Genomic DNA, 25,207 nt, shown 5'->3' with positions numbered 1-25,207 from the left:
TCGTCGGTGATATCGAGGAATCGCGCGTAGGTCGACCCGCCGACATTGTTGACCAGAATGTCGATGCGACCGAGGCGCTCCATGGCCGTGCTGACGACCCGCTCTGAATCCGGACGACTCATCGCGTCCGCGACGAGCGCCAGCCCCTTGCCGCCGGCGGCCTCGATACCCGCAATCGTGCCAACGACATCCGCCTCGGTCCGCGCGGTCCCGACCACGGTGGCGCCCGCCTCCGCCAGCACCCGGGCGATGCCCGCACCCACACCCTTGCCGGCTCCGGTGACGATCGCGACCTGTCCGTCCAGCCTGAACTGCTCCAACGCCATGCCGGCTCCTCCGATGTGCGGTGTGGTGCGCGTTCAATCTATGAATATTGCTGACTAAAGTCAACGAACTTTGGACGCAGATATCCGCCGTGGCGGGTGGCGCTCGACAATGACACGTTGTGCAAGCGTTTTTGGTCGACACACGGCATACTGGTCGGGGTTAGCCTCGAAATCCTGGCATGAGTCAGGTCAACCGTGAGGGAAGCAATGGCTGTGACGGACCGGCTGTCGGCACGAGAAGCTAAGCGCCTGCAGACGCGGGAGCGATTGATGGGCGCCGCAATCGGCGAGTTCGCCCGCGCCGGGATGGCCGAGGCCGACGTGGGGGCCATTGTGGCCGCGGCCGGCGTGGCCCACGGGACTTTCTTCTTCCACTTCCCCACCAAAGAGCATGTGCTGCTGGAGCTGGAGCGCCGCGAAGAGGACCGAATCGCCAAGCAGTTCGCGCAATTCCTGAAGTCGAAGCACGACCTCGCTGCGGCATTGGACGAGGCGGTCCGATTGGTCGTCGGCTTGGAACGCCGCCTGGGCGATCGGCTGTTCAATGACTTTCTCGCGCTGCACTTCTCCCAAACCCGCCCGCAGACCGAAGACGGCAGGGATCACCCGCTGATCGTCTTGGTCGCCGGGGAGATCGCGCAGGCCCAGGAACGCGGCGAGACGGATGCCGAGGTCAATCCGATGAACAGTGCGGTGTTCTTCTTGCTGGGTCTGTACGCGCTGTTGATCACCACCAACCACTGGCCGACTGGCCACACGCTGCTGGAAGACTACGTCGAGAGGACGTTGCGAAGCTTGAAACCCTGACCCGTCGGGTCAGGGCCGTATGACGCCACGCAGCGGCATCAGCCCGAATTCCCGATGGGACATGAACCCCGGCGGGGCGTCGCAGACCGCGGGAATGGCGTTCGCCGGGCCCATCGCGGTCCAGGTGTAGCCGGGCAGCGCGTAGCCCCCACCCGGGTCCTGCGCCCCCTGCAGGATCAGCTCGGTGGACGAGTCGCCCTCGATCACTATGCGGTAGTGGTAATGCTGAGGCCAATCCTCCTGCGGCTCAATAGCATCGAAGGTGTCCATCGTGTATATCTCATGAAAGATCACGAGGGGCTTGCCCTCTACCCACGCCGTCCACTTGTGGTGCTGGCGAGCGACCGTGCCCTTCTTGATCACGCCCTTGAAGCCCGGCATATCGCTGGTCTCTCCCCCTTCGAAGGGAATGTCGCGCGTGGCGTGCCCCAGCTCCACCTCAGTCGTGTATCTCTCGACCGTCTTCCCCATCCCCTCGACAACCATTGCCATGGACTGTGCGAACAATGGCCACGCCTGTCCCAACAGGTTCGGGCCGTCCTCGAACCCGGCCGGGTCGCTGCCCATGCCCATCTCGTGCAGGTACTTCAGCGTGTCTCGACCGAAGTTCACCACCTCGTAGATGTGAATGGTGTCGATTTGACTGACGATTCGGGCCAGCGTCAGCACGAGTAGGTCTCCGGCGAAGCCGGGGTTGACACCACCCGCATGGAACGACGTGCCACCCTCGTGGCAGGCGGCATCGATCTTGTCGATGTCCGCCTTGCTGTGTTCGGTTCGATACCACCAGGCGCCGCCGGAGGCAACGACGTTCTTGCCCCCGCGCAGTAGGCGGCACACCTCATCGGGGTCAGACCACAGCGGCGCATAGAACACGCAATCGGCGTCCAGTGCCTCGATGGCGGCCTTGTCGGTGGTGGCCCGCACCCCCGTCGGCGCCTTGCCGCAGAGCTCACCGGCGTCCTTACCCACCTTCTCCGGACGATTGCACAGCACCCCGACCAGTTCATAGGCAGGGTTGTGCACGAAATGGCGGAGCGCAATCGTGCCGACATTCCCTACGCCCCACTGGATTACGCGATACTTCTTCTCAGCTGGCGGCTTGGGTGTCATCGCTACTCCTTTGCATGCACCGACAGCGCTACACCGGGTGCACCGTTTCCGCCGCCGGCACACGAGGCCACACCGGCTGAGCGCTCGCTGAGCGTAGGCGTCCGGTGAAAGCTGTGTCAACGATTGAGGGCTGACTTATGTCAGTGTTATTCGGCGTGTACCTCACACGCCGGGGTGCCCCGCGACGGGCGGATTGGCTGGTTACGACGCGCTATAGCATCGTGAGAACGGCCGGCGACCTGGTGCACCCTTTGAGATTCATAAAACTCGGCCGCCTATCTTACGCTGACTATAGTCAGCCTGTTATATTGCACAGGCCGATTGGATCAGCAGACGGGGAGGGTTCGTGAATCTGCCGAGGCTGCATCAGCGCAATGCCGGCAGTGAGGCCACCACCGCCGGCTCAAACGGCGCTCCCCCAACGGGTCTGACCATCGACGAACATCTGGAACGGTCGCAACTCGCGCAACGCCAGGCCGACAAATGGCTCATCTCCGGCAGTCTGCTGATCGGCACCGCCGCCCTAGGCGTCTTCGGCTTGCCGCTGTTTCTGTGGGGCGTGCGATTGCTGCGCCGGGCCCAGCGCGATGGCCTCTCCGTTCGACCGATGCTGGTCACGTTGCTCGGCTATCTCGTCATCATCGACGCCGCCATCAACACCGTCGGATGGGCCCTTGACCTGGTGGCGAACCACACCATCCTGGCGCGGGTGATGCTCAACGGGTGGGGCAACATGTTCGACGCCGGCTACTTCTGGCACTACAACGAGCTGTGGGTCGGCGGCGCGGCCGGACCGGGCGAAAAGGCTTTGGAGGTCGGCCTCATCCTGACCGTCTTCACCATGCGCATCGCGGCGGCCATCGGATTTCTACAGATGAAGCGCTGGGGCCATCAGTGGATGGTCGTCACCTGCTGGATGGGCGTGGTCATCTGGATCACCTACGTCTTCAACATGACCATGTTCGCCGACGTGCGCTTCGCCGGCGTCGTGCTGCCGGTCGTCGGCTGGTGGCTCTACGACATCTTCTACATCACCCCGTTCCTCGCCATCCCCTACCTGCACACCGTCAACCGCGAACTCTTCTCCGATTGACATGCTCGAGCCGAAACCCACTACGCCACCGAGGAAGTCACATCATGGGCTATCTATGGGAAATCCTTCGCTATGTCGCCGCCTGGGGCGGCACCGGACTGATCATCTGGTTCTGGTACTGGCTGTTCTCCAACATCGGCACGTTCTGAATCGCGGCCCGGGCAGCCGGAACACGCGGCATTCGGCTCATGGTTGAACATTCCGACGGCCAGGCGATGGCGCTGGAACGGGGTTGCTCCGTCACGGCGGTCGCGCTCAGCGACCAACGGCGCGAGGGCGTGCGGCTGGTCACCGGGGAACGACGCGGCTTCGGCCTGAACGCGGCCCTGAAGTTCGTTCACGTCCCCTACCCCGCCCCCCAACTTTCAGGGCCCGACTGGACACGCCGAACCCTGACATGTGGCGTGGCCCTGCAATGTTCGCCGTCGAAAGAACGCCTCACCGAATATCGCCTCAACGAGCTCTCGGCCCGGGAACTGCGTGCGCTCGCCCTCATCGAGGGCGGCGTCGCAGTAGGCTGGATCGCGTCGCGTTGGCCGGGACTGCTCCCCGAGGTCCGTCGACTACTTCCCGAGGTCCGCGCCGAGGCCGGTGACATGGCCGCCGCGGAAATGCTCAATCGCGCAATCGCATTGGCGGGCACGAGCCAGGAATTGACGATTCACCCACTGTTGGGCTCGTTGCCGCTGGCGTACACGGCGCCGCACGGATTGGCCGACAAGTTGCGACGCAGCTTCGGCAGGATGCCCTGGACCACGACGCAGAAGCGTTTGCCGCGGCCGTACTCCGTTCCGGTCGGCGGCGACGGCGGGGTCCGCAACCCCAACCTGCCGCCGCCGAGCCGGCCGCAGGACAACGATCTCGACGTCACGCCGGAACACCGGCCCGGCATTCCCTACCCCGAATGGAACATGTGGACACAGCGATTCATGCGTGACCACGTCGCCCTGATAGAGCGGGCCGAGCATTCCGACGGCCGGCACGCCCGCCGGCCGGTGCCGGTGGCCGTCGACGTGCGTAAGTGGTTCGAGGAACACACCCACCGCGCGATGACCAACCGCCTCGAAGACGGCTCCGACCTCGACGTCGACCAATACGTCGATCACTACATCGATCTGGCGACCGGCGAGGCGAAGGAGCCGAAGGTGTTCCGTGATCTGCTGCCCAGCAGCCGCGATGTCACCACCGCCTTGCTGCTCGACGGCAGTTCGTCGCTGGGGGTGCACGGCGGCCGCGTGTTCCAGCTGGAGTTGTCCTGTGCCGATGCGCTTTCCCGCGCCATGACGCTGGCACACGAGCGCCACGGCGTCTTCGTATTCACCGGCAACACCCGTCATCGAGTCGAAGTCCGCTGCCTGAAGGACTTCGACGACCGCCGATTCGTACCGCCGAGCGGGCTGGGTTTGTCCACCCGCGGATACACCAGGCTCGGTGCGCCACTTCGCCATCTGACGAGCCGCCTGCTGGCGCAGGCCTCCGAGCGCCGCCTGCTGATCGTCATCGGTGACGGACTGATCTCCGATGAGGGCTATGAGGGCCGGTATGCCTGGGCGGACACCGCCCACGCCGTCGAGGAGGCCAACGAGGCCGGGGTGTCGATGTACTACGTGGGCGTGGGACCGACCCGCGTCGATCCCCTCCCCGAGGTGTTCGGACCCCGCCGGTCGCAACGGATCCGGCGCATCGAGGAGCTACCCCGGGTACTGGCCCATGTCCATCGCGAACTGGTCACGGCATGAACGCGACCCGCTGAGGAAGAGATGACCACCGAAACATATTTCGCCAATGGCAACGAAGTTCAGCTGTTCGAGCAGGCCTTCCTTCGCCACATCCCGGTGATGCTCACCGGCCCAACGGGCTGCGGCAAGACCCGCTTCGTCGAGCACATGGGCTCACTGTTGCAGCGGCCCGTGGTGACCATCAGCTGCCACGACGACCTCACCAGCTCCGATCTCGTCGGCCGCTTCATGGTGACCGGCGGCGACGTCGTCTGGACCGATGGCCCGCTGACCCGGGCGGTCAAGGCCGCCGCGATCTGCTACCTGGACGAGGTCGTCGAGGCGCGCCACGACTCCTTGGCGATCCTGCATTCACTTACCGATCACCGGCGGTCGCTGTATCTCGATCGCGCCGGCGAGGTGGTCAAAGCGCCCGCGCAGTTCATGCTGGTGTGTTCGTACAACCCCGCCTATCGCAGCTCGCTCAAGGAGCTCAAACCGTCGTTCCGCCAGCGGTTCGCGACGCTGGCAATGCACTACTTACCGCCCGACCGGGAGGCCGAGGTAATCGTCGCCGAATCCGGAATTCCGTTGGCTACGGCGAGGCGGCTGGTCGGATGCGCAGTCGCGATCCGCACCGCACACCAAGCCTTCCACTTCGAGCCGCCCTCGACCAGGGTGCTGGTCACCGCTGCCCACCTGATCGCCGCTGGCGCAACGGAATTGGATGCGGCCGACGCGTGCATACTCGCGCCACTGAGCACCGACGGCGCCGTCACCGACGGCCTTCGCGAAGTCGCGGCTGCCAGCCTGGGCGCCGCAGACGCATCGAGCAGTTCTTAGAAAGGAGCAACGGCATGGACAGACAAGAGCAGAAACGCAAGAGGGCGCTCATCGTCTTCCAGATCTTCATCTACGGCTACCTGCTGGCCATGTTCGGCGTCCAGCTGTACATGTCGTTCGCGCGGGGGTGGTGGGACCTGTGAGCCTTGATGCCGCGCAGACGAATTCGGTCGGCCTCGAGGATCATCACGACGAATCGCGCCGGGCTCAGCGGCGTGCCGACAAGTGGATGATCGTCGGCGCCGCCCTGATGGGCATGTGGGCGCCTGGCCTGATCGGGTTCCCCATCTTCATGCGTGGGGTGTGGCTGCAACGCCAAGCCCTGCGCGACGGCCTGTCGGTCCGGCCGATGATCGTGACCCTGATCGGCTATCTCACCCTGATCGACGGCATGCTCAACAGCCTGGGCTGGGCCCTGGACCTGGTCGCCAACCACACGTTGATCAACCGCGTGCTGATGGTCGGCTGGGGCAACATGTTCGACGCCGGCTATTTCTGGCATTACAACGAGCTGTGGATCGGGGGCGCCGCCGGGCCGGGCGAGAAGGCCTACGTGGCGGGCCTGATCCTGACGGTGTTCTCCATGCGGGTGGCCGCCGCGATCGGCTTCTTGCAGATGAAGCGCTGGGGCCACCAGTGGATGGTGGTCACCTGCTGGATGGGCGTGGTGATCTGGTCGGCCTATGTGTTCAACATGACCATGTTCGCCGACGTGCGCTACGCCGGCGTCGTGTTCCCGGTCATCGGCTGGTGGCTCTACGACATCTTCTACATCACCCCGTTCCTCGCGATTCCGTACCTGCACACCGTCAATCGAGAAATCTTCTCCGACTAAAGGAGCCATGCCATGACCGCACCGTCGACCACCGACGACAAAGACCCGGCCGCCGGTCTCGAGCCCGGCACCACGCCGTACTACGCCCGCATGCACAAGTGGATCAAGCGCGCCGTGCTCGTATGCCTGGTGGCGCTGGTGATCGAAGGCGCCTTCACGCTGCCGTTCATGGCGGTCTACTACGGATACCCGACCCTGAGCCTCACCCAGATCTGCAGCGAGCTACTGAAGATCCGGTATTCCAACGACACTTTGGAGTGCAAGTACCCCTACCCGCCGTTCGGGCCGCCCGAGGGCGCCGAGGGCAAAGCCACCGCCCAGGACGTCTGGGGCATCCAGCCGATACCGAAGTATCACCGGCTGGGGTTCCGCGAACTCGTCAAGATCCACAACGACAGGCTGGCCCGGCAAGCCCAGGCGGCGCCGCACCCATGAACGGACTGAACCGTTGATCCATCGGGTCGTTCAGTGGACGACGGGCAACGTCGGCAAGAGCTCGGTCAAGGCCATAGTCGCCAACCCGACGCTCGAGCTCGTCGGCTGTTACGCCTGGTCACCGGATAAGGCCGGATGTGATGTCGGCGAGCTGTGCGGGATCGATCCGCTGAATATCAAGGCCACCAACGATATTGATTCGCTGCTCGCGCTCGAGCCGGACTGTGTGGTCTACAACCCGATGTTCGCGGACGTCGACGAGCTGGTCCGCATCCTCGGCGCGGGCATCAACGTGGTGGGCACCGCCGGGTTCATCACCGGGCACCACCTCGGTGCCGGACGCGAACGCATCGAACGGGCCTGCGCGGACGGCGGATCAACCATCTTCGGCAGCGGCATCAATCCCGGCTTCATCCAACTGTTCGCCATCGTGTCGGCGGGTCTTTCGGACCGGGTGGACAAGGTCTCCATGCTGGAATCGGTTGACACCACGATCTACAACTCGCCCGCGACCGAAATACCCATGGGCTTCGGCTATCCCATCGATCAACCGGACCTGCCGGCCATCACCGAGCAGGGCTCCGGCATCTTCGCCGATGGCGTGCTGTTGATCGCCGATGCGTTGGGCGCCGACCTCGACGACGTGCGCTGCGAGGTCGACTACGCCCAGACCACCGAGGATCTGCACCTGCCCGGGGACTGGACGATCAACAAGGGGTGCGTCGCCGGTGTGGACGTCCGCTGGAAGGGGATCGTCGCCGGCCGGGAGGTCATCGAAATCCGCGGCCGGTGGCGCAAGGGCCAATCGCTGGACCCGGATTGGCCGCTGGACATGGGTTACACGATCGAGGTGCAGGGCCAGCCGACGATCAAGACCACGCTGAGCTTCCTTCCCCCACCGGACTTTGCGGGCCAGACCCTGGACGACTACATCATGTTGGGGCTGACCATCACCGCGATGCCGGCGCTCACCGCGATACCCGCCGTCGTCGCCGCCCCTCCCGGGATCGTCACCTACAACGACCTGCCGCTGCTGCTGCCGCGTGGGGTGCTGCGCGCCGATTCTCGATAGGAAACGCCGATGCCTGAAGAACCCTCGCTCCATCACGTCGTGTTCGCCGTGGCACCGGAACGACATGCCGCCGCGGCACAAATGTTCAGCGATCTGGGATTCGTCTTCGAGCCCCTGCAGCTAACCGAGCTCGGCCTCGACATCCACCTCGACTGGAGTCGGGGCATCGAGTTGATCAGCCCGATCCCGGGATCGACCGGCGAGGTTGCCGTTTCGGTGACGGAGTTCTTGGAGCGCCACGGCGACGGCGTGTTCACCGTGGTGATCGGGGTTCCGGAAGCCGCTGGCGCCGACGCCGTCGCCGAACGCTACGGCGCGACAAGGCGATTCCGACAACACATGGAGGGCGAGGGCACTTACCTCGACGAAAACGACGTGTCGATCCTGGGCCTGCCACTGACGTTCCTGGCGACCAATATTCCGTGATTGGAGACGGTATGGCTGGTTTCGGCGCCGACCGGAGTACGGCCAAAGCGCTACCAGCCGAGCTGATCCGGCCGAAGGAGACACGATGACCGTCGACACCGCAGCACCGAGCGTCTTCGACGCCGACCTCCCGACGCTGCACTACGACATCACGGACACCGTGCACGAGGTCGCCCCGCGCATCCACGAGGTGCGCAGGCGGTCGCCGATAGCCATCGGGCCGCTGGGACCCGAGGTGCTCGGCTACGAACTCGCCCGCGGGATACTTCGCGATCCCCGGTTCGTTTTCCCGCCCGGCATGCACATGACCGCTCGCGGGATAACGTCCGGCCCGCTCTATGAACGGGTCCTCGGCACCATCCTGGGCATGGAAGGCGAGGAACACCGACGGCTGCGCGGTCTGGTGTCCAAGGCCTTCACGCCGCGGGCGTCGGCGCGCATGGAAGACACCATCGACACCGTGATCAACGAGTTGATCGACCAGGTCGCCTCAGATGGCCGAACGGGCCGATGCGATTTCGTCACCGACATCGCCCGGCCGTACCCGATCCCGATCATCTGCGCGCTGTTGGGCGCGCCCCCCGAGGACTGGGAGCAGTTCTCGCTGTGGGCCGAGGACATCTTCAAAATCGTCAGGTTCGACTCCGACCTGGCGAACGAGCAGCACATCGTGATGCGGGCCTGGGATGAGTTCGACGCCTACATCGACGACATGATCACCGAGCGGCGGGGCCGGTTGACCGACGACTTGATCTCCGAACTGATCCGCGCCCAGGATGACGGCGACCGGCTGAGCAACGCGGAGATGCGCATGCTGGCGTTCAGCATTCTCAGCGCCGGCACCGACACCACCCGCAATCAGCTGGCCGCGTGCATGCACGCGCTGTGTGACCATCCCGATCAACTGGCGATGTTGCGCGACGATTCCGGCCTCGCGATGCGAGCCGTCGAGGAATGCATGCGCCACTCGCCGGCGGTCTGCACCACCCTGCGCACCGTCCTGGACGACGTCACGTTCGCGGAATACACGTTTCCGGCGGGCACCTTCATTTCGGTGAATACCTTTGCGGCCAACTGCGATCCAGAGGTCTATCCGCACCCGGACCGGTTCGACATCACCCGCGAGGAGCCGCCGCCCATTTTGACGTTCGGCGGCGGCGCCCATTATTGCCTGGGCGCCAATCTCGCCCGAACCGAACTCGCCGGGGCCCTCAAAGTCATCGCCCGGCGCATGACCAATCCGCGCCGCGTGGCAACGGCACGCTGGAAACCGATGCTGGGATTGAGCGGGCCGGTGGAGCTGGAGATGGAGTTCGATTAGCTCAGCGCGTCGTCCGCGGCCAGCTCGAGCACACGGATCTCGCCGGTGGCTCCGTCGACCTCCACCATGGCTCCCTGCGGCAGTGCCTTGGTGGCGCCCTGGACGTCGACGACACACGGAAACCCGAATTCGCGGGCCACCACCGCGGCGTGCGACATCGGACCGCCGAGTTCGGTCACGACGGCGGCGGCGTAGCAGAACGCCGCGGTGTACCCGACGTCGGTGACCTCTGCGACAAGGATCTCACCGGGTTGCAGGTCGTCGATGGTCTCGGGCCGCACGATCCGCACCCGGCCGCGCACCCGTCCCCCGCAAACGCCGACGCCACGCAACGTGTCCCCGCTGGCCAGCGCGTCCGATGAGGTCGCGGTCGGCTGCCAGCTTCCGCTGAAGACGGTCGGCGGCGCCACCGCGACCAGCCGACGTTGTTCGGCCCGGCGCCGGGCCACCAGCGCGCCGACATCCGCGGGGAGCGCGTCGAGTTCGTCGACGAGCAGATAGAAGACGTCGTCGGCGGCGGTGAACACCCCGGCCTCGACCGCCCGACGTCCATATTCGCGAAGCAGCGTGCGTAGCACCCAGTTGGCCCGCACCACCTTGTCGCGGCGGACCTCACGGTCGCGCAGTTGCTGGGTGGCCAGAGCCGCAACGGGCTTGGCGTGCAACGGGATTCGGGACCGCTGCGGCTGCGGCGCGGACGGCGCGCTCATCGCCCTGCTCACCATCCGCACGAGCAACTCGGGATCGTCGGCGTAGCTGGTGGACAGCATCTCGAGCTCGGCCGGACCACGGTGGCCGATGAGCGCCAGCTCGTCGCGCAGGGCGGCATGGAATTCCGGCGCCTCGACGGCAAGCTTGTCCAGCCGGTCGCCCGGTTCGGCCAGCAGCGCCGTGACTTTCGGATCGCGCTGCGCGGCGACCACCAACCGCTTCATCGCCTCGACCGAACGCGCGCTGACCAATTCCGGTCCGCCGGGCGCCGCGATCTCGCGCCCGCACAAACCACGCAGCAGCACGTTGAACGCCGCGCACAGCAGGAACGAGCCTGCCGCCAGCACCCAGCCGTGCACCACCTGGTCACGCGCCAGTGAAATCAGGCTCAGCAGCCGACGATCATCGAGCCCGGCGAGGTCGCCGCCGGCCAGGCGTTCCAGGCGATCGACGTCGGCGACGAACTCACGGGTGTCCAGCGGCGCGCCGGCGGACAGGCCGATCAGGTTGACGCCGAACACCCCGATGTTGCGGATGGTCCGGAGTTGCCTGCGAATTCGGCCGGTGTCGGAGTGCGGATGCTCCTCACTGAAGATCGGCAGGGCGGCCATGCTGGGGCCGAAGAACCCGCTGTTGCTGACCACCGTCGTGGGCTTGACGAAAGGCACCGTCTCGGCCATGAAGTGCGCGGTCGTGATGGCGCCGTAGAGCCGGTGGGCGAACACCGCGACCATGCGCATCGCGATTTCGCGCTGGATCGTCCCGCCGGGCCGCAACCGCTCGGCGACGCACACGGCGCTGGCCCGCAGTCCGCGAACCGTCGCCGACGCCGACGCCGGCGAAAACGGGCCGGGCAGCGCCTCAGACAAATTCGTGGCCAAGAAGGTGGGAAAACGGGGGTCGATCGGCGTGTCGAATTCCCCGTTATCCCCCGCTGCGCCCGCCCAAATGGGCTTGACGCCGTCGCCGCTCGGCGCGTCCACCGACGGGAGGTCCTGGATGTTGGCCAGCCGCCACGGCAGCGCAATCACCCGGGCGCCCACGGTCACCCGGCCGCGCACCGCCAGCGCGAAGTCCTGGACGCATTCGCCCGATTTCCACGCCGGCCGGAATGACCATTCGCTTGTCAGCCGCGAGGTGTCCATGAGCGGGGTCCCCCGCACCAGTCGCAGCTCAGCGGGCTCGAGGCCCAGGCGCACGACCGGCCGGTGCAGCGCGGCGGCGAGTTGCCGGAAGGTCAGGTCGCCCGATGCGGCGAGATTCACCGGCCCGCCCGGGGTTTCGGCATCGACGATCGCACGGTTGAACAGCCGGAGCGCGTCGTCGAGGTGGACCACCTGCATACCGCGATCGGCCGACCGGTGCGGGAACGCCGGTAATGCCAGCAGGCGGCGCACCCAGTTGTCGACGCTTCGCCCCAGGATCAGCGCGGAACGGATCGCGACCCATTCCGCGCCCGATTCCGCGAGCAGTTGTTCCACTTCGGCCTTGAGTCGGCCCTCGGCGCTGACCGGGGCCGTGGCGTCGTCTTCGGCCTTCGGTCCTTCTCCCCCGCCGTACACATGGGCCGACGACGCGAAAACGATCCGCCTGGAACCGGTCTCGGCCATCGCGTCGAGCACGTTGCGGGTGCCACCGATGTTGACCTGGTCGTCGTGTCCGGAACCTCTCGCCCACGCGAAGTGGGCGACGACGTCCGCGCCGGCCAGGGCGCGTCGGACCGCGTCGGCGTCGCGGATATCGGCCGCCACGAAATCCGCTGCGCTCGGCCAGCTTTCGGGGCGGTGACGGGCGATCCCTGCGACGTCGTGGCCCTGGCTGAGCAGCCGAGTGGCGAGGCCGCGGCCGAGCACGCCGCTGGCCCCCGTGACCGCGATTCTCACGTCATGCCTACTCGTCGTCGTCGCGCAATGCCGCGTTGACCAGAGCGTCGAGGTCCATGTCCGCGATGTCCTTTTCGGTGGTCACCGTGGCGGCCTGCGCGGCGCCCTCGGCCTCGCTCGCCAACGCCAGCAGCAGCTCCAGCACACCGGCCTGCCGAAGGCGCTTGACCGGAATGGACCCCACGACGCGTTGAATCTCGGCTTCGCCCGGCGCGGCCGCCGCCGCGGGTTGGTCCGACGATCCGAGTAATTCGCGGTACATGTAGCCGGCCAGCGCGGCGGAGTTCGGGTAGTCGAAGATCAGCGTCGGTGAAAGCGCCAGCCCGGTCGCGGCTTTGAGCCGGTTGCGCATCTCCACGGCGGTCAACGAGTCGAAACCGAGTTCCTGGAACGCCCGGTCCGGATGGATTGCCTCCGGGCTGGAGCTGCCCAGCACGGTGGCGATGTTGGCCCGCACCAGATCCAGCAGGATCGCCTGCTGCTCGTCCTCGGGAAGACCTTCAAGGCGTTGCAGCAGAGCAGATTTCGACTTGGCGGCGGCCAACGAGTCATCGACCTGACGCCGCGTCGGGGCGTTGATCAGATCGACGAACATCGGTGGCAAGGTGCCGCCATCGAACTTCACCCGCAACGCCGCGAGGTCGATGTGGGCGGGCAGCATGAACGGCTCGTCGACGATGAGCGCGGTGTCCATCAGCTCCAGCGCCTGGTCCGACGACATGGCGACGATCCCGTCACGCCCGAACCGCGCGCGGTCGGCCGCACCCAGGCCACCGGTCATGGCGCTGGCCTGATCCCACAGACCCCAGCCCAGCGAGATCGCCGGCAGCCCGTGCGCCCGCCGGTGGGCGGCCAACCCGTCCAGGAACGAGTTGCCGGCCGCGTAGTTGGCCTGCCCCGACGCGCCCGCGAGCCCCGCGATCGACGAAAACATCACGAAGGCAGCGACGTCCAGGTCGCGGGTCAACTCGTGCAGGTTCCAGGCCGCGTCGACCTTGGACCGCAACACCGACTCGATCCGGTCGGGGGTCAGCGACGTCACGACCGCGTCGTGCAGGACGCCGGCGGCATGGATCACCCCGGTCAGCGGGTGCTGCATCGGGATTTCGGCGATCACCTTGGCCAGGGCCTCGCGATCGGCGGCATCGCAGGCCACCGTCTCCACGTGCGCACCGGCCGCGCTCAACTCGGCGACCAGCTCCGCGGCGCCCGGTGCGTCCAGGCCGCGGCGGCTGACCAGCACCAGATTCCGCGCACCGTGACGGGTCACCACGTGTCGCGCGACCGCCGAACCGGCCATGCCGGTGGCGCCGGTGATCAGCACCGTGCCGGCCGTCCACGCGTCCGGCATCGTCATCACGACCTTGCCGACATGGCGGGCCTGACTCAGGTAGCGCAGCGCGGCGGGCGCGCGTCGCACGTCAAACCTGGTGACCGGCAACGGCCGTAGCACATCCTCGCCGAACATGGCCGCCAGCTCGTCGAGCATCTGGGCGATGCGATCCGGCCCCGCCTCGAACAGGTCGAAGGCGCGGTAGCGCACCCCCGGGTGGTCTCGGGCGACGACCTCGGGGTCACGGATGTCGGTCTTGCCCATCTCCAAGAAGACCCCGCCGGGCTTCATCAAGCGCAGGGACGCGTCGACGAAATCACCGGACAGCGAGTCCAGGACGATATCCATGCCGGCCATGCCGGTGACCGCGCGGAACTTCTCCTCGAATTCCAGGCTGCGCGAGTCGGCGATGTGATCGTCGTCAAAGCCCATGTCGCGCAACGTGTCCCACTTGCCGCGGCTGGCGGTCGCGAACACTTCCAGGCCGATGTGCCGGGCCAGTTGCACCGCGGCCATGCCGACCCCACCGGCGGCGGCGTGCACCAACACCCGCTGACCGGGCTTGGCGCCGGCCAGGTCCACCAGCGCGTAGTTCGCCGTGGCGAACACCACCGACGCCGTCGCGGCGGCGGTGTGTGACCAGCCGGGCGGCACCTTGACGAGCAGGCGCTGGTCGGTCTTGGCGATGGTCCCGGTTCCGTCGGGGAACAGCCCCATGACGCAGTCGCCGACGGCGAAACGCCCGTCGGGCGCGGCGGTTTCGATCACCACACCGGACGCCTCGATGCCCATGATGGCCTCGGGGTCGGGATAGAGGCCCAGCGCGATCATGACGTCACGGAAGTTGGCCGCGATGGCCGACAGCGCGACGCGCACCTGACCAGGACCCAACGGCGCGTCGGCGTCGGGAATGCGCTCTATCCGCAGATTTTCGATGGTGCCGTAGCTGCTCATGCCGAGTCGCCACGGTCCCTCGTCCGGGGGCAGCAGCAGGCCGCCGACGGCGCGACTGCCGAGCACTCGGGCGGTGTAGACCGCGCCGTTGCGCAGTATCGCCTGCGGCTCGCCGAGCGCCAGCACCGCTGCTATCGCGTCGGAGTCCAGCGGGGCGTCCGTGTCGACGAGCACGATTCGTCCAGGGTGCTCGGTCTGCGCCGACCGCACCAGCCCCCAGACCGCCGCGCCGGCCAGATCGGTGACGTCCTCCCCCGGCAGCGTCATCGCGCCCCGGGTCGCCACAACCAGGGTGCCCGCGCCCTCGCGGGACAACCACGACTGCAGCACGGGCAGCACCGCGCGCGTCGCCGCGTACACCTCGGTGATCACGTCGCCGGACACCGGTGCCGATTCGAACAGCACCGCCGAGCGCTCGGCCGAAGGGTCACCCAATTCCTCTGCGCCCCAAGCGGACACCGACACCGGCTGCGTCGCCGAATGCGGTTGAGCCGACCAGATGACCTCGAAGAGCCGGTCCGGTCCCGAATTCGACACGGCGGCCAGCAACTGCTTGTCGGTGACCGGGCGGGCCACCATCGACGCCACCGAGAGCACCGGAAGCCCCAGCCCGTCGGCCAATTCGATCGACACCGCCGACGAACTCACCGGTACGATCCGCGCGCGGACCGCCCCCGCGCCCGCGGCGTGCAACGACACCTGTTGCCAGGAGAACGGGACCAACATCGAGCCCTCGGGCAGTTCGTCGCTGTCGGACGCCAGCATCACCGCGTGCAGCGCCGCGTCGAGCATCGCCGGATGGACGCCGAACCCGGCCGGCGACACCCCGGCGTCGGCGGGCAGCGCCACCTCGGCGAAGACCTCGTCGCCGCGGCGCCACATCGATGTCAGGCCGCGGAACGCCGGCCCGTAGTCGTAACCCCGCTCGGCCAATTGCTCGTATCCGTCGCCGACATCCACCGCGACCGCACCCACCGGCGGCCACGCCGACAGGTCCGCGCCCGGCTGCACCGAACCCGCCCGCAGCACGCCCTCGGCATGCAAGGACCAGCCCGAGCCCGCTTCGGCGCGCGAAAAGACCGACACCGCACGGGCACCCGAGTCGTCCGGGCCGCCGACGACGACCTGGACCGCGACCGATCCGCCGGCGGGCAACACCAGCGGCGCGGCCAGATTGAGCTCATCGACGACGCCGCAGCCCACCTCGTCGCCGGCGCGGATCGCCAACTCGACGAATCCCGCACCGGGGAACAGCACCACACCGCCAACGGCGTGATCGGTCAACCAGCCCTGGGTGCCGGGCGCCAACCGGCCGGTCAGCACCACTCCGCCGGTGGCCGGCAGTTCCACCACCGCGCCCAGCAGGGCGTGTTCGCTGGCCGCCAGGCCCAGGCCCGCGGCGTCGGCCGGGGCGCCGTCGGCGGCAAGCCAAAAGCGGCGCCGGTCAAAGGCATACGTGGGCAGCTCGACCAGGTTGGCTTCGAAACCAGGCCCGCCCAGCGCACCGCGCCAGTCCACGTCCATCCCGGCGACGAATCCCTGCGCAACGGCGTTGACCAGGGCGACCGGCTCCGGTCGATCCTTGCGCAGCGCGGACATCGTGGTCACCTGGGCCGCCGAAGGGTCCAGGGCCAGCGATTCTTCGATGGATGCCGTCAGGCCGCTGCTCGGTCCGACCTCGAGGAAACGGGTCGCCCCGGCCGAGCGCACGAACCGCACGCTGTCGGCGAACCGCACCGCCTCCCGCACGTGCCGCTTCCAGTACGCCGGCGATGCGAAGTCGTCACCGGCCAGCTGACCGGTCACGTTGGACACGATCGGGATGGTCGGCTTACCGACGGCCAATCCGGCCGCGACGGTGCCGAATTCGTCGATCATGGGATCCATCAACGGAGAGTGGAACGCGTGCGAGACCGAGAGCCGATGCACGCGGTGGCCGTCGACGCGGAGCCGGTCCGCGATCGCGATCACCGCGCCTTCGGCGCCCGAAATGACCACCGAGGTCGGCCCGTTGACCGCGGCGATGCCGACGCCGGCTTCTTCGGCGGACGCCAGCAGCGGCCGCACTTCGTCTTCGGTAGCCTGCACCGCGACCATCGCGCCGCCTTCGGGCAGCGCCTGCATGAATCGACCACGGGCCGCGACCAGTACCGCGGCGTTCTCCAACGAGAGCACGCCGGCGACGTGGGCAGCCGCCAGCTCCCCGATCGAGTGGCCCATCACGAAGTCGGGGCGCACACCCCAGGATTCGAGCAGCCGGAACAGCGCGACTTCGACCGCGAACAGCGCGGGTTGCGCGAATTCCGTGCTGTTGAGCAGGTTCTCGTCGTGCCCCCACATCACCTCGCGCAGCGGGCGAAGCAGGTGCCGGTCCAGTTCGGCCACGACGGTGTTGAACGCCTCGGCGAAGACCGGATAGCCGGCGTGCAGTCCCATTCCCATGCCCAGCGTTTGGGACCCCTGGCCCGGGAACACGAAGACCGTCTTGCCTGCGGTCACGGTGCCACGGATGACCGAACCGGCCAGGTCGTCGGCGGCAAGCTCGTCCAGGCCCCCCAGCAACGGGTCGCGATCGCTACCGACGACGACGGCGCGGTGTTCGAAGGCCGACCTGCCGGCCAGCGACCACCCCACATCGGCGATGTCCGCCTCCGGGTGGGCGCGCAGGTGGGTCGCCAACCGGGCGGCCTGAGAGTGCAACGCGGACAGCGATTTCGCCGACACCGGCCAGGCCGCCACCGGCGCCTTGGGCCCGTCCGCGGCGCGCGGCGGCTCGATCGGCACGGCCTCGACGATGACATGCGCGTTGGTGCCGCTGATGCCGAACGACGACACGCCCGCCCGGCGCGGCCGGTCGCCCGGCCACGGTTGCGCCTCCGTCAACAACGACACCGCGCCCGCCGACCAGTCCACGTGCGGACTCGGCTCATCGACATGCAGTGTGGCGGGCAACATTTCGTGGCGCATCGCCAGGACCATCTTGATGACGCCGGCCACCCCGGCGGCGGCCTGCGTGTGGCCCATGTTCGACTTGATCGACCCCAGCCACAGTGGCTGTTTCCCGGGCTCGGCCCTCTCTTGCCCATAGGTCGCCAGCAGCGCCTGGGCCTCGATCGGGTCACCCAAAGTGGTTCCCGTCCCGTGGCCCTCGACGACGTCCACGTCGGCCGCCGTCAAGCCCGCACTGGCCAGCGCCGCGCGCACCACCCGCTGCTGCGAGGGACCGTTCGGCGCGGTCAGCCCATTGGAGGCACCGTCCTGATTGATGGCGGAGCCCCGCACCATGGCCAGCACCGGATGCCCGAGGCGCTGCGCGTCCGACAGGCGCTCCACCACCAGCATGCCGCCGCCCTCGGAGAATCCGGTGCCGTCGGCCGCACCCGCGTAGGCCTTGCACCGGCCGTCCTCGGACAGCCCGCGCATGCGGCTGAACTCCACGAAGATATCGGGGGTGGCGTTGACGGTGACGCCGCCGGCCAGGGCCAGGTCGCACTCCCCTGAGCGCAGCGACTGCACGGCCATGTGCAGCGCCACCAACGACGAAGAACACGCCGTGTCCACCGACACCGCCGGGCCCTCCAGCCCCAGCACATAGGACACCCGGCCGGACGCCACGCTCGACGACTGCCCGGTCAGCCGGAAACCCTCGGCGGTCGGTGCGGCGCCCATGCCATAGCCCTGCGTGTATACGCCGGCGAACATTCCGGTGGCACTGCCGCGGAGCTTGCCGGGGTCGATTCCGGCTCGCTCCAACGCTTCCCAGGACAACTCCAGGAACATGCGCTGCTGCGGGTCCATCGACAGCGCCTCACTGGGCGGAATGCCGAAGAAGCCCGGATCGAAGTCCGCGACGCCATCGACGAAGCCGCCGGTGCGGGTGTAGCAGGTGCCCGGCACGTCGGGATCCGGGTTGTACACGCCGGCCAGGTCCCAGCCGCGATCGGTCGGGAAGTCCGAGAGCACGTCACGGCCCTCGATCAGCATGTCCCACAAGTCGTCCGGCGAAGTTACCCCACCCGGATAGCGGCAGGCCATGCCGACGATAACGATCGGGTCGTCGTCGGTGGCACGCGCGACCGGCGCGTGCTTGACCTCTTGCGGCAGCCCCGCGAGCTGGGTGCGGATGTAGCCGGCCAGTCCGTTGGGCGTCGGGTAGTCGAAGATCAGGGTGGGCGAAAGCGCAAGGCCGGTGGCGGTTTTGAGTCGGTTGCGCATTTCGACGGCGGTCAGGGAGTCGAATCCCAACTCTTGGAAGGCCTTGTCGGGATCGATCGCCTCGGCGGTGGTGTTCCCGAGCACGGTGGCGATGTGCGATCGCACCAGGTCCAGCAGCACGGCGTGCTGCTCGGCGTCGGACAGCCCGTCCAGGCGATGCGCCAGCGCCGACTTCGATTTCGCGGCGGCCAGCGAGTCATCGACCCGGCGGCGCGTCGGGGCGTTGACCAGATCGGTGAACATCGGCGGCACCGCGACCGCATGGGCCCGCAGCGCGGCGAGGTCGATGCGGGCCGGCGCCATGAACGGCTCGTCGACGATCAATGCCGTGTCGAACAGTTCCATCGCCTCGTCCGAGGACAGCGCCAAGATTCCGTCGCGGCCGAGCCGGGCGAGGTCGGCGGCGTCCAGTCCGCCGGTCATGGCGCTGGCCTGATCCCACAGCCCCCAGGCCAGCGAGATCGCGGGCAACCCGTGCGCCCGCCGGTGTGCGGCCAACCCGTCCAGGAACGCGTTCGCCGCTCCGTAGTTGCCCTGGCCCGAAGAGCCCACCAGGCCGGCCATCGACGAAAACATCACGAAGGCGGCCAGATTCAGGTCGCGGGTCAACTCGTGCAAGTTCCACGCCGCGTCGACCTTGGCCCGCAATACCGCGTCGACACGCTCCGGTGTCAGCGAGGTGATCGTCGCGTCGTCCAGCACGCCGGTCGCGTGAATCACGCCAGACAGCGGCCGCTGCGCCGAAATGTCGGCGATCACCTGCGCCAGTGCCGCCCGATCGGCGGCGTCGCACGCGACCACGCGCGCGCGGGCTCCGGCGGCTTGCAGCTCGGCGATCAACTCGGCGGACCCGGGGGCGTCCGGACCGCGCCGGCTCAGCAGCACCAGGTCTTCGACGCCGTGGTTGGCCACCAGGTGACGGGCCAGCGTCGAACCCGCCATGCCGGTGCCGCCGGTGATGAGCACGGTGCCGGATGCGAGCCCAGAAGGCAGAGTCATGACGACCTTGCCGATGTGCCGGGCCTGGCTCAGGTAGCGCAGCGCGGTGCGGGCGCGCCGCACATCAAAGGTCGTGACGGGCAACGGTTTCAGCACCCCAGCGTCGAACAGCCCGGCGAGCTCGTCCATCCACTGATGCATCCGCGGACGGCCGGGCTCGAACAGGTCGAAGGCGCGGTAGCGGACACCCGGGTAGTCCTGGGCCACCACACCCGGGTCGCGGATGTCGGTCTTGCCCATCTCCAGGAACACGCCGCCGGGAGCGACGAGCCGCAGCGAGGCGTCGACGAATTCGCCGGCCAGCGAGTCCAGCACCACATCCATCCCGGCCATGCCGGTCCTGCCGGTCACCGCCCGGAACTTCTCCTCGAACTCGAGGCTGCGCGAATCCGCGATGTGGTCGTCGTCGAAGCCCATGGCCCGCAACGTGTCCCACTTGCCGCGGCTCGCGGTCGCGAACACCTCCAGGCCCAAGTGCCGGCCCAGCTGAACCGCGGCCATGCCCACGCCGCCGGCGGCGGCGTGCACCAACACCCGCTGCCCGGGCTTGACGTCGGCCAGGTGGATGAAGGCCATATAGGCGGTGGTGAAAACCGCTGAGATGCCGGCCGCTTCGGCATAAGACCAGTCGGCGGGCTTGTGCTGCAGCAGGCGGACGTCGCCGGGCACCAACGTGCCGCTGCCGTCGGGGAAGAAGCCGTAGACCGAATCGCCGACCGCGAACTCGGTGACTCCCGGCCCGACCTCGACCACCACGCCGGCGCCCTCGCCACCGAGCAGGGCGTCGTGGGTGAACATGCCCAGGGTGATCATGACGTCGCGGAAGTTGGTGGCGATGGCACGCAGCGCCACCCGAACCTGGCCCGGTTCCAGCGCGGCACCGGCGTTGGGAACGGGCTCCAGCTGCAGGTTTTCGAAGGTTCCCGCGCTGCTGATGCCCAGCCGCCACGGCCCGTCAGCCGGGGGCGTCATGACGCCGTCGACTGCGCGGCTGCCGCGCACCCGAGCGATGTACGCCTTGCCGTCACGCAGCAACACCGCCGGCTCGCCGACGGCCAGAACGGTCGCTATCGCGCTATCGTCAAGCGCCGCATCGGAATCCACCAGCACGATGCGGCCGGGATGCTCTGTCTGCGCCGAACGCACCAGCCCCCACACGGCCGCGCCGGCCAGATCGGGGACGTCCTCCCCGGCCAAGCCCATCGCGCCATGGGTCGCGACGATCAGCACCCCGGAGTCATGCTCGGTGAGCCACGACTGCACGGCCGCCAGTGCCCGATGGGTGCGCTCATACGTTCCGGACACCGGATCTTCGCCGGCGGCAACGGATTCGAAAACCTCGTGTACCGGCGGCTCGGCGTCACCGGCCGTGGTCGTAGCGGGCGACCACACCGCCTCGAACAACCGGTCCGGGCCAGAGGCCGACACGGCCGCGCGCAGCTGCCGCTCGCTCACCGGACGCGCGACCATCGCGCGCACCGACAGCACCGGCAAGCCCAATCCGTCGGCCAGCTCGATCGAGAGCGCCCTGGACAGGGTCGAAGCGGACTCCGGCGCCGATGCCGAGGCGATGCGCACGCGCACCGCGGACGCCCCCGCCGCATGCAACGACACGCCCTGCCAGGAGAACGGCAACACCACTTCGTCGGTCTGGCCGGCTATCGGGTGACTGACCACCAGTGCGTGCATGGCCGCATCCAGCAAGGCCGGGTGGACGCCGAACCCGTTGACGCCGCCGGCGGCGTCGGGCAGACGCACCTCGGCGAACACCTCGTCGTCGCGGACCCACGTCGCGGTCAGGCCCTGGAAGGCCGGGCCGTAGCCATAGCCGCGCGCCGCCAACTGCTCGTAGCCGTCGGCCGCGTCGACCTTGACGGCTCCCGCCGGCGGCCAGGCCGACAGGTCCGCACCCGGCTCGACCGAGCCGGGGCTCAGCGTTCCTTCGGCGTGGCACACCCAGCCCGAGCCGGTGTCGGGGCGCGAGAAGATCGACACCGCGCGCTGACCGAACTCTTCGGCGGGACCCACCACCACCTGCACGGCGACCGAGCCCGACCCGGAATCCTTGGCGGGCAACATCAACGGCGCCTGCAACGTGAGTTCGTCGACCGTCGAGCAGCCCACTTCGTCGCCGGCGCGAATCGCCAGCTCCACGAAGCCGGATCCGGGGAACACGACCGTGCCGGACACGGCGTGATCGGTCAGCCAGCCCTGCAGACCCGGCGACAAACGGCCCGTCAGGACGACCCCGCCCGAGGCCGGCAGCTCGACGACCGCGGTCAACAGGGGGTGCCCGCTGGTGCCGAGCCCCAAGCCCGACGCGTCCGCCGAGATGCCCTCCCCGGAGAGCCAAAAACGCCGCCGATCAAAGGCATACGTCGGTAGCTCGACGAAGCCCGCGCCGTCCAGCGCGCCGCGCCACTGCACGCTGACCCCCGCGACGAACGCGGTGGCGGCCGAAGTCAGGAATCGCTCGAGTCCCCCGTCCTCGCGGCCCAGGGTGGGGACGACGATGGCCTCGGTGTCACCCGGCAGGCTGTCGTTGGCGGTGTCTTCGATGCCGGCGACCAAGGCGGGGTGTGGACTGGATTCGATGAATGTGCGGTAGCCGTGTTCGCAGGCGCTGCGGACCGCCTGGTCGAACTGCACGGTCTGCCGGATGTTGCGGTACCAGTACTCGGCGTCCAATCCGGCTGTGTCCAAGCGGTTTCCGGTCACGGTGGAGAAGAACGCGATGCGCGTGGAGCGCGGTTCGATGCCGGACAGCACCTCGGCGAGGTCGGTGCGGATCGCCTCGACCTCAACCGAATGCGAGGCGTAGTCCACGTCGATGCGCCGGGTCCGCAGCTCGAGGTCGGCGCAGAAGCCGACGAGCTCGTCGAGCGCGGCCACCTCGCCCGACACCACGACGGCCGAGCGGCCGTTGACGGCGGCGATGCTGACTCGGTTCCCGTACGGCGCCAACAGCTCCCGCGCCCGTTCGGTGCTGCAGGCGATGGACAGCATGCCGCCGGGGCCGGCCAGTGACGTCAGCAGCTTGCTGCGCAACGTGACCACCCGGGCGGCGTCGCGCAGCGCCAGCGCGCCGGCGACGTAGGCGGCCGCGATCTCCCCTTGCGAATGGCCGATCACCGCGTCGGGGTTCACCCCGACCGACTTCCACAGCTCGGCCAGCGACACCATCACCGCGAAGAGCACCGGCTGCACAACGTCGACGCGGTCCAGGCTCGCAGCGCCGGGCACGCCGCGAAGCACGTCGGTCAGCGACCAGTCGACGAATTCGGCGAAGGCCTGTTCGCACTCCCGGATCTGCTGTGCGAATACCGGTGCGGTGTCCAGCAATTCGATTGCCATGCCCAGCCATTGGGAGCCCTGGCCGGGGAAGACGAACACCGTCTTGCCAGCCGGTGTCGCGGTGCCCCGGATGACCGATCCGGTCGGGTCGTCGTTGGCCAGCTCCTCCAGCCCGGCCAGCAGCCGGTCGCGGTCACCGCCCACCACGACGGCCCGGTGCTCGAACGTCGCGCGGCCCGCCAATGACCACCCGATGTCGGCGACGTCCAGATCATCGTGCGCGCGAACGTATTCGGCCAGCCGGGCCGCCTGCGCGGCCAACGCCGACGGGGACTTCGCCGACACCGCCCACGGGACCACCGCCCGCGCCGGGCCGGCCTCCCGCACCGGTTCGGCCGGGGCGGCCTCGACGATGACGTGCGCGTTGGTGCCGCTGATGCCGAACGACGACACGCCCGCCCGGCGCGGGCGTTCGGCCCGCCAGGGTTGTGCCTCGGTCAGCAACGACACCGCACCCGCCGACCAGTCCACGTGCGGGCTAGGAGCGTCCACGTGCAACGTCGCGGGCAGTGTCTCGTGGCGCATCGCCTGCACCATCTTGATGACGCCGGCCACCCCGGCGGCGGCCTGCGTGTGGCCCATGTTCGACTTGATCGACCCCAGCCAAAGCGGCTCACTGCGATCCTGCCCATAGGTCGCCAGCAGCGCCTGGGCCTCGATCGGGTCACCCAAAGTGGTTCCGGTGCCGTGCCCCTCGACGACGTCGACGTCGGCCGCGGCCAACCCGGCGTTGGCGAGCGCGGCACGCACCACCCGCTGCTGCGAGGGACCGTTGGGCGCGGTCAACCCGTTGGAGGCGCCGTCCTGGTTGACCGCCGAGCCGCGCACCACCGCCAGCACCGGGTGCCCCAGGCGCTGCGCGTCCGACAAGCGCTCCACCACCAGCATGGCGCCGCCCTCGGACCAGCCGACGCCGTCGGCCGCACCCGCGTAGGCCTTGCACCGGCCGTCGGGCGCCAGGCCGCGGTGCCGGCTGAACTCCACGAAGACGGTCGGCGTGGCGTTCACCGTCGCACCGCCGGCCAGGGCCAGGTCGCACTCCCCCGAGCGGAGCGACTGCACGGCCATGTGCAGCGCCACCAACGACGACGAACACGCCGTGTCCACCGACACCGCCGGGCCCTCCAGCCCCAGCACATAGGACACCCGCCCCGAGGCGACACTGGAGGTCATCCCGGTCAGCCGGTAACCCTCGATCTCCTCGGCGAGCATGCCGTAGCCCTGGACGATGAGCCCGGCGAACACGCCGGTGGCGCTGCCGCGCAGCCCGCTGGGGTCAATCCCGGCTCGCTCCAAGGCTTCCCACGACAGTTCGAGCAGCATCCGATGCTGAGGATCCATCGCCAGCGCCTCGCTGGGCGCGATGCCGAAGAAGCCCGGGTCGAAGTCCGCGACGCCGTCGACGAAGCCGCCGGTTTTCACGTAGCACTTGTGCCGCGCGTCGGGATCCGGGTCGTACAGGGCCGCCACGTCCCAGCCGCGGTCGGTGGGAAACTCCGAGATCACGTCGCGGCCGTCGGCGACCATTTGCCACAGCGCCTCCGGGCTGTCCACGCCGCCCGGGAAGCGGCAGGACATACCGACGATCGCGATCGGCTCGTTGGACCGCTCCAGCAGCGCACGGTTGGTGCGCTTCAGGCGCTCAACCTGGACCAGCGCTTTGCGCAGCGCTTCGGTCGCATGCTGGAGTTGATCAACCATCACAAACCTCGCCTAACCTTCGCCTGACGACGTGCGGCCGTCTTCCACCGCCGGATGCGGTTCTCGCC

At 68.2% G+C, this 25,207-nt stretch carries 14 protein-coding genes; 10 read left to right on the top strand and 4 right to left on the bottom strand.

The window, feature by feature from the left end; all coding sequences use genetic code 11:
• The coding region (locus A5646_RS07975; protein ID WP_156765549.1) for an SDR family NAD(P)-dependent oxidoreductase at nt 1-326 on the bottom strand (326 nt) is incomplete at its 3' end.
• 207 nt (nt 327-533) lie between these two features.
• Between A5646_RS07975 and A5646_RS07970 the strand changes: the two genes are divergently transcribed.
• Nucleotides 534-1,133, top strand: coding sequence for a TetR/AcrR family transcriptional regulator (locus A5646_RS07970; RefSeq protein WP_067021101.1), 600 nt, complete (start codon nt 534-536; stop codon nt 1,131-1,133).
• Between the two features lie 9 nt (nt 1,134-1,142).
• Here the strand turns inward: A5646_RS07970 and A5646_RS07965 are convergent, their stop codons facing one another.
• Nucleotides 1,143-2,246, bottom strand: coding sequence for a dihydrodipicolinate reductase (locus tag A5646_RS07965; protein ID WP_067021098.1), 1,104 nt, complete (start codon nt 2,244-2,246; stop codon nt 1,143-1,145).
• A 427-nt stretch (nt 2,247-2,673) separates the two neighbouring features.
• Between A5646_RS07965 and A5646_RS07960 the strand changes: the two genes are divergently transcribed.
• The 9 genes from A5646_RS07960 (at nt 2,674) to A5646_RS07925 (ending at nt 9,989) form a co-directional block, all read left to right on the top strand.
• On the top strand, nt 2,674-3,339 hold the full coding sequence (locus A5646_RS07960; RefSeq protein ID WP_231998265.1) for a hypothetical protein: 666 nt from the start codon (nt 2,674-2,676) through the stop codon (nt 3,337-3,339).
• A 188-nt stretch (nt 3,340-3,527) separates the two neighbouring features.
• Nucleotides 3,528-5,078, top strand: coding sequence for a nitric oxide reductase activation protein NorD (locus A5646_RS07955; RefSeq protein ID WP_067021092.1), 1,551 nt, complete (start codon nt 3,528-3,530; stop codon nt 5,076-5,078).
• Between the two features lie 21 nt (nt 5,079-5,099).
• Nucleotides 5,100-5,900, top strand: coding sequence for a CbbQ/NirQ/NorQ/GpvN family protein (locus A5646_RS07950; RefSeq protein WP_067021089.1), 801 nt, complete (start codon nt 5,100-5,102; stop codon nt 5,898-5,900).
• A 14-nt stretch (nt 5,901-5,914) separates the two neighbouring features.
• Nucleotides 5,915-6,043, top strand: a complete 129-nt coding sequence (locus A5646_RS30235; protein ID WP_011724800.1) for a hypothetical protein — start codon at nt 5,915-5,917, stop codon at nt 6,041-6,043.
• Nucleotides 6,040-6,735: a hypothetical protein gene (locus A5646_RS07945; protein ID WP_066869669.1), complete on the top strand. Its 696-nt coding sequence runs from the start codon at nt 6,040-6,042 to the stop codon at nt 6,733-6,735. The genes A5646_RS30235 and A5646_RS07945 overlap by 4 nt, the downstream gene beginning before the upstream one ends.
• Nucleotides 6,736-6,747: 12 nt before the next feature.
• The gene (locus A5646_RS07940) at nt 6,748-7,170 is read left to right on the top strand and encodes a hypothetical protein (RefSeq protein WP_066869672.1); all 423 of its coding nucleotides are present in this window, start codon (nt 6,748-6,750) and stop codon (nt 7,168-7,170) included.
• A gap of 13 nt (nt 7,171-7,183) precedes the next feature.
• The gene (locus tag A5646_RS07935) at nt 7,184-8,242 is read left to right on the top strand and encodes a dihydrodipicolinate reductase (protein WP_067021086.1); all 1,059 of its coding nucleotides are present in this window, start codon (nt 7,184-7,186) and stop codon (nt 8,240-8,242) included.
• Between the two features lie 9 nt (nt 8,243-8,251).
• Nucleotides 8,252-8,668: a hypothetical protein gene (locus A5646_RS07930; RefSeq protein ID WP_065055083.1), complete on the top strand. Its 417-nt coding sequence runs from the start codon at nt 8,252-8,254 to the stop codon at nt 8,666-8,668.
• Nucleotides 8,669-8,753: 85 nt separating this feature from the next.
• Nucleotides 8,754-9,989 carry a cytochrome P450 gene (locus A5646_RS07925; protein WP_067021083.1) on the top strand — a complete coding sequence of 412 codons (1,236 nt, stop codon included), beginning with the start codon at nt 8,754-8,756 and terminating at the stop codon, nt 9,987-9,989.
• Here A5646_RS07925 and A5646_RS07920 read toward each other — a convergent pair.
• Together A5646_RS07920 and A5646_RS07915 are read right to left on the bottom strand one after the other, a co-directional pair.
• Nucleotides 9,986-12,583, bottom strand: a complete 2,598-nt coding sequence (locus tag A5646_RS07920) for a sugar epimerase family protein (protein ID WP_067021080.1) — start codon at nt 12,581-12,583, stop codon at nt 9,986-9,988. The genes A5646_RS07925 and A5646_RS07920 overlap by 4 nt on opposite strands.
• 7 nt (nt 12,584-12,590) lie before the next feature.
• Nucleotides 12,591-25,139 (bottom strand): type I polyketide synthase, encoded by a 12,549-nt coding sequence (locus tag A5646_RS07915; protein WP_067021077.1) that lies wholly within the window; start codon nt 25,137-25,139, stop codon nt 12,591-12,593.
• Nucleotides 25,140-25,207 lie beyond the last annotated feature (68 nt).

It is taken from the genome of Mycobacterium sp. 1245499.0 (genome assembly GCF_001673615.1).
Classification (GTDB): domain Bacteria; phylum Actinomycetota; class Actinomycetes; order Mycobacteriales; family Mycobacteriaceae; genus Mycobacterium; species Mycobacterium europaeum_A.
The sequence above is the reverse complement of the archived record's forward strand: the minus strand, read 5'-3'. Positions and strand labels throughout refer to the sequence as shown.

What these genes read in the sequence shown, in the direction of transcription:
- A5646_RS07970 (WP_067021101.1), top strand. Translation starts at nt 534, where the DNA reads ATGGCTGTGACGGACCGGCTGTCGGCACGAGAAGCTAAGCGCCTGCAG.
- A5646_RS07965 (WP_067021098.1), bottom strand. Translation starts at nt 2,246, where the DNA reads ATGACACCCAAGCCGCCAGCTGAGAAGAAGTATCGCGTAATCCAGTGG.
- A5646_RS07955 (WP_067021092.1), top strand. Translation starts at nt 3,528, where the DNA reads ATGGTTGAACATTCCGACGGCCAGGCGATGGCGCTGGAACGGGGTTGC.
- A5646_RS07950 (WP_067021089.1), top strand. Translation starts at nt 5,100, where the DNA reads ATGACCACCGAAACATATTTCGCCAATGGCAACGAAGTTCAGCTGTTC.
- A5646_RS30235 (WP_011724800.1), top strand. Translation starts at nt 5,915, where the DNA reads ATGGACAGACAAGAGCAGAAACGCAAGAGGGCGCTCATCGTCTTCCAG.
- A5646_RS07940 (WP_066869672.1), top strand. Translation starts at nt 6,748, where the DNA reads ATGACCGCACCGTCGACCACCGACGACAAAGACCCGGCCGCCGGTCTC.
- A5646_RS07930 (WP_065055083.1), top strand. Translation starts at nt 8,252, where the DNA reads ATGCCTGAAGAACCCTCGCTCCATCACGTCGTGTTCGCCGTGGCACCG.
- A5646_RS07925 (WP_067021083.1), top strand. Translation starts at nt 8,754, where the DNA reads ATGACCGTCGACACCGCAGCACCGAGCGTCTTCGACGCCGACCTCCCG.
- A5646_RS07915 (WP_067021077.1), bottom strand. Translation starts at nt 25,139, where the DNA reads ATGGTTGATCAACTCCAGCATGCGACCGAAGCGCTGCGCAAAGCGCTG.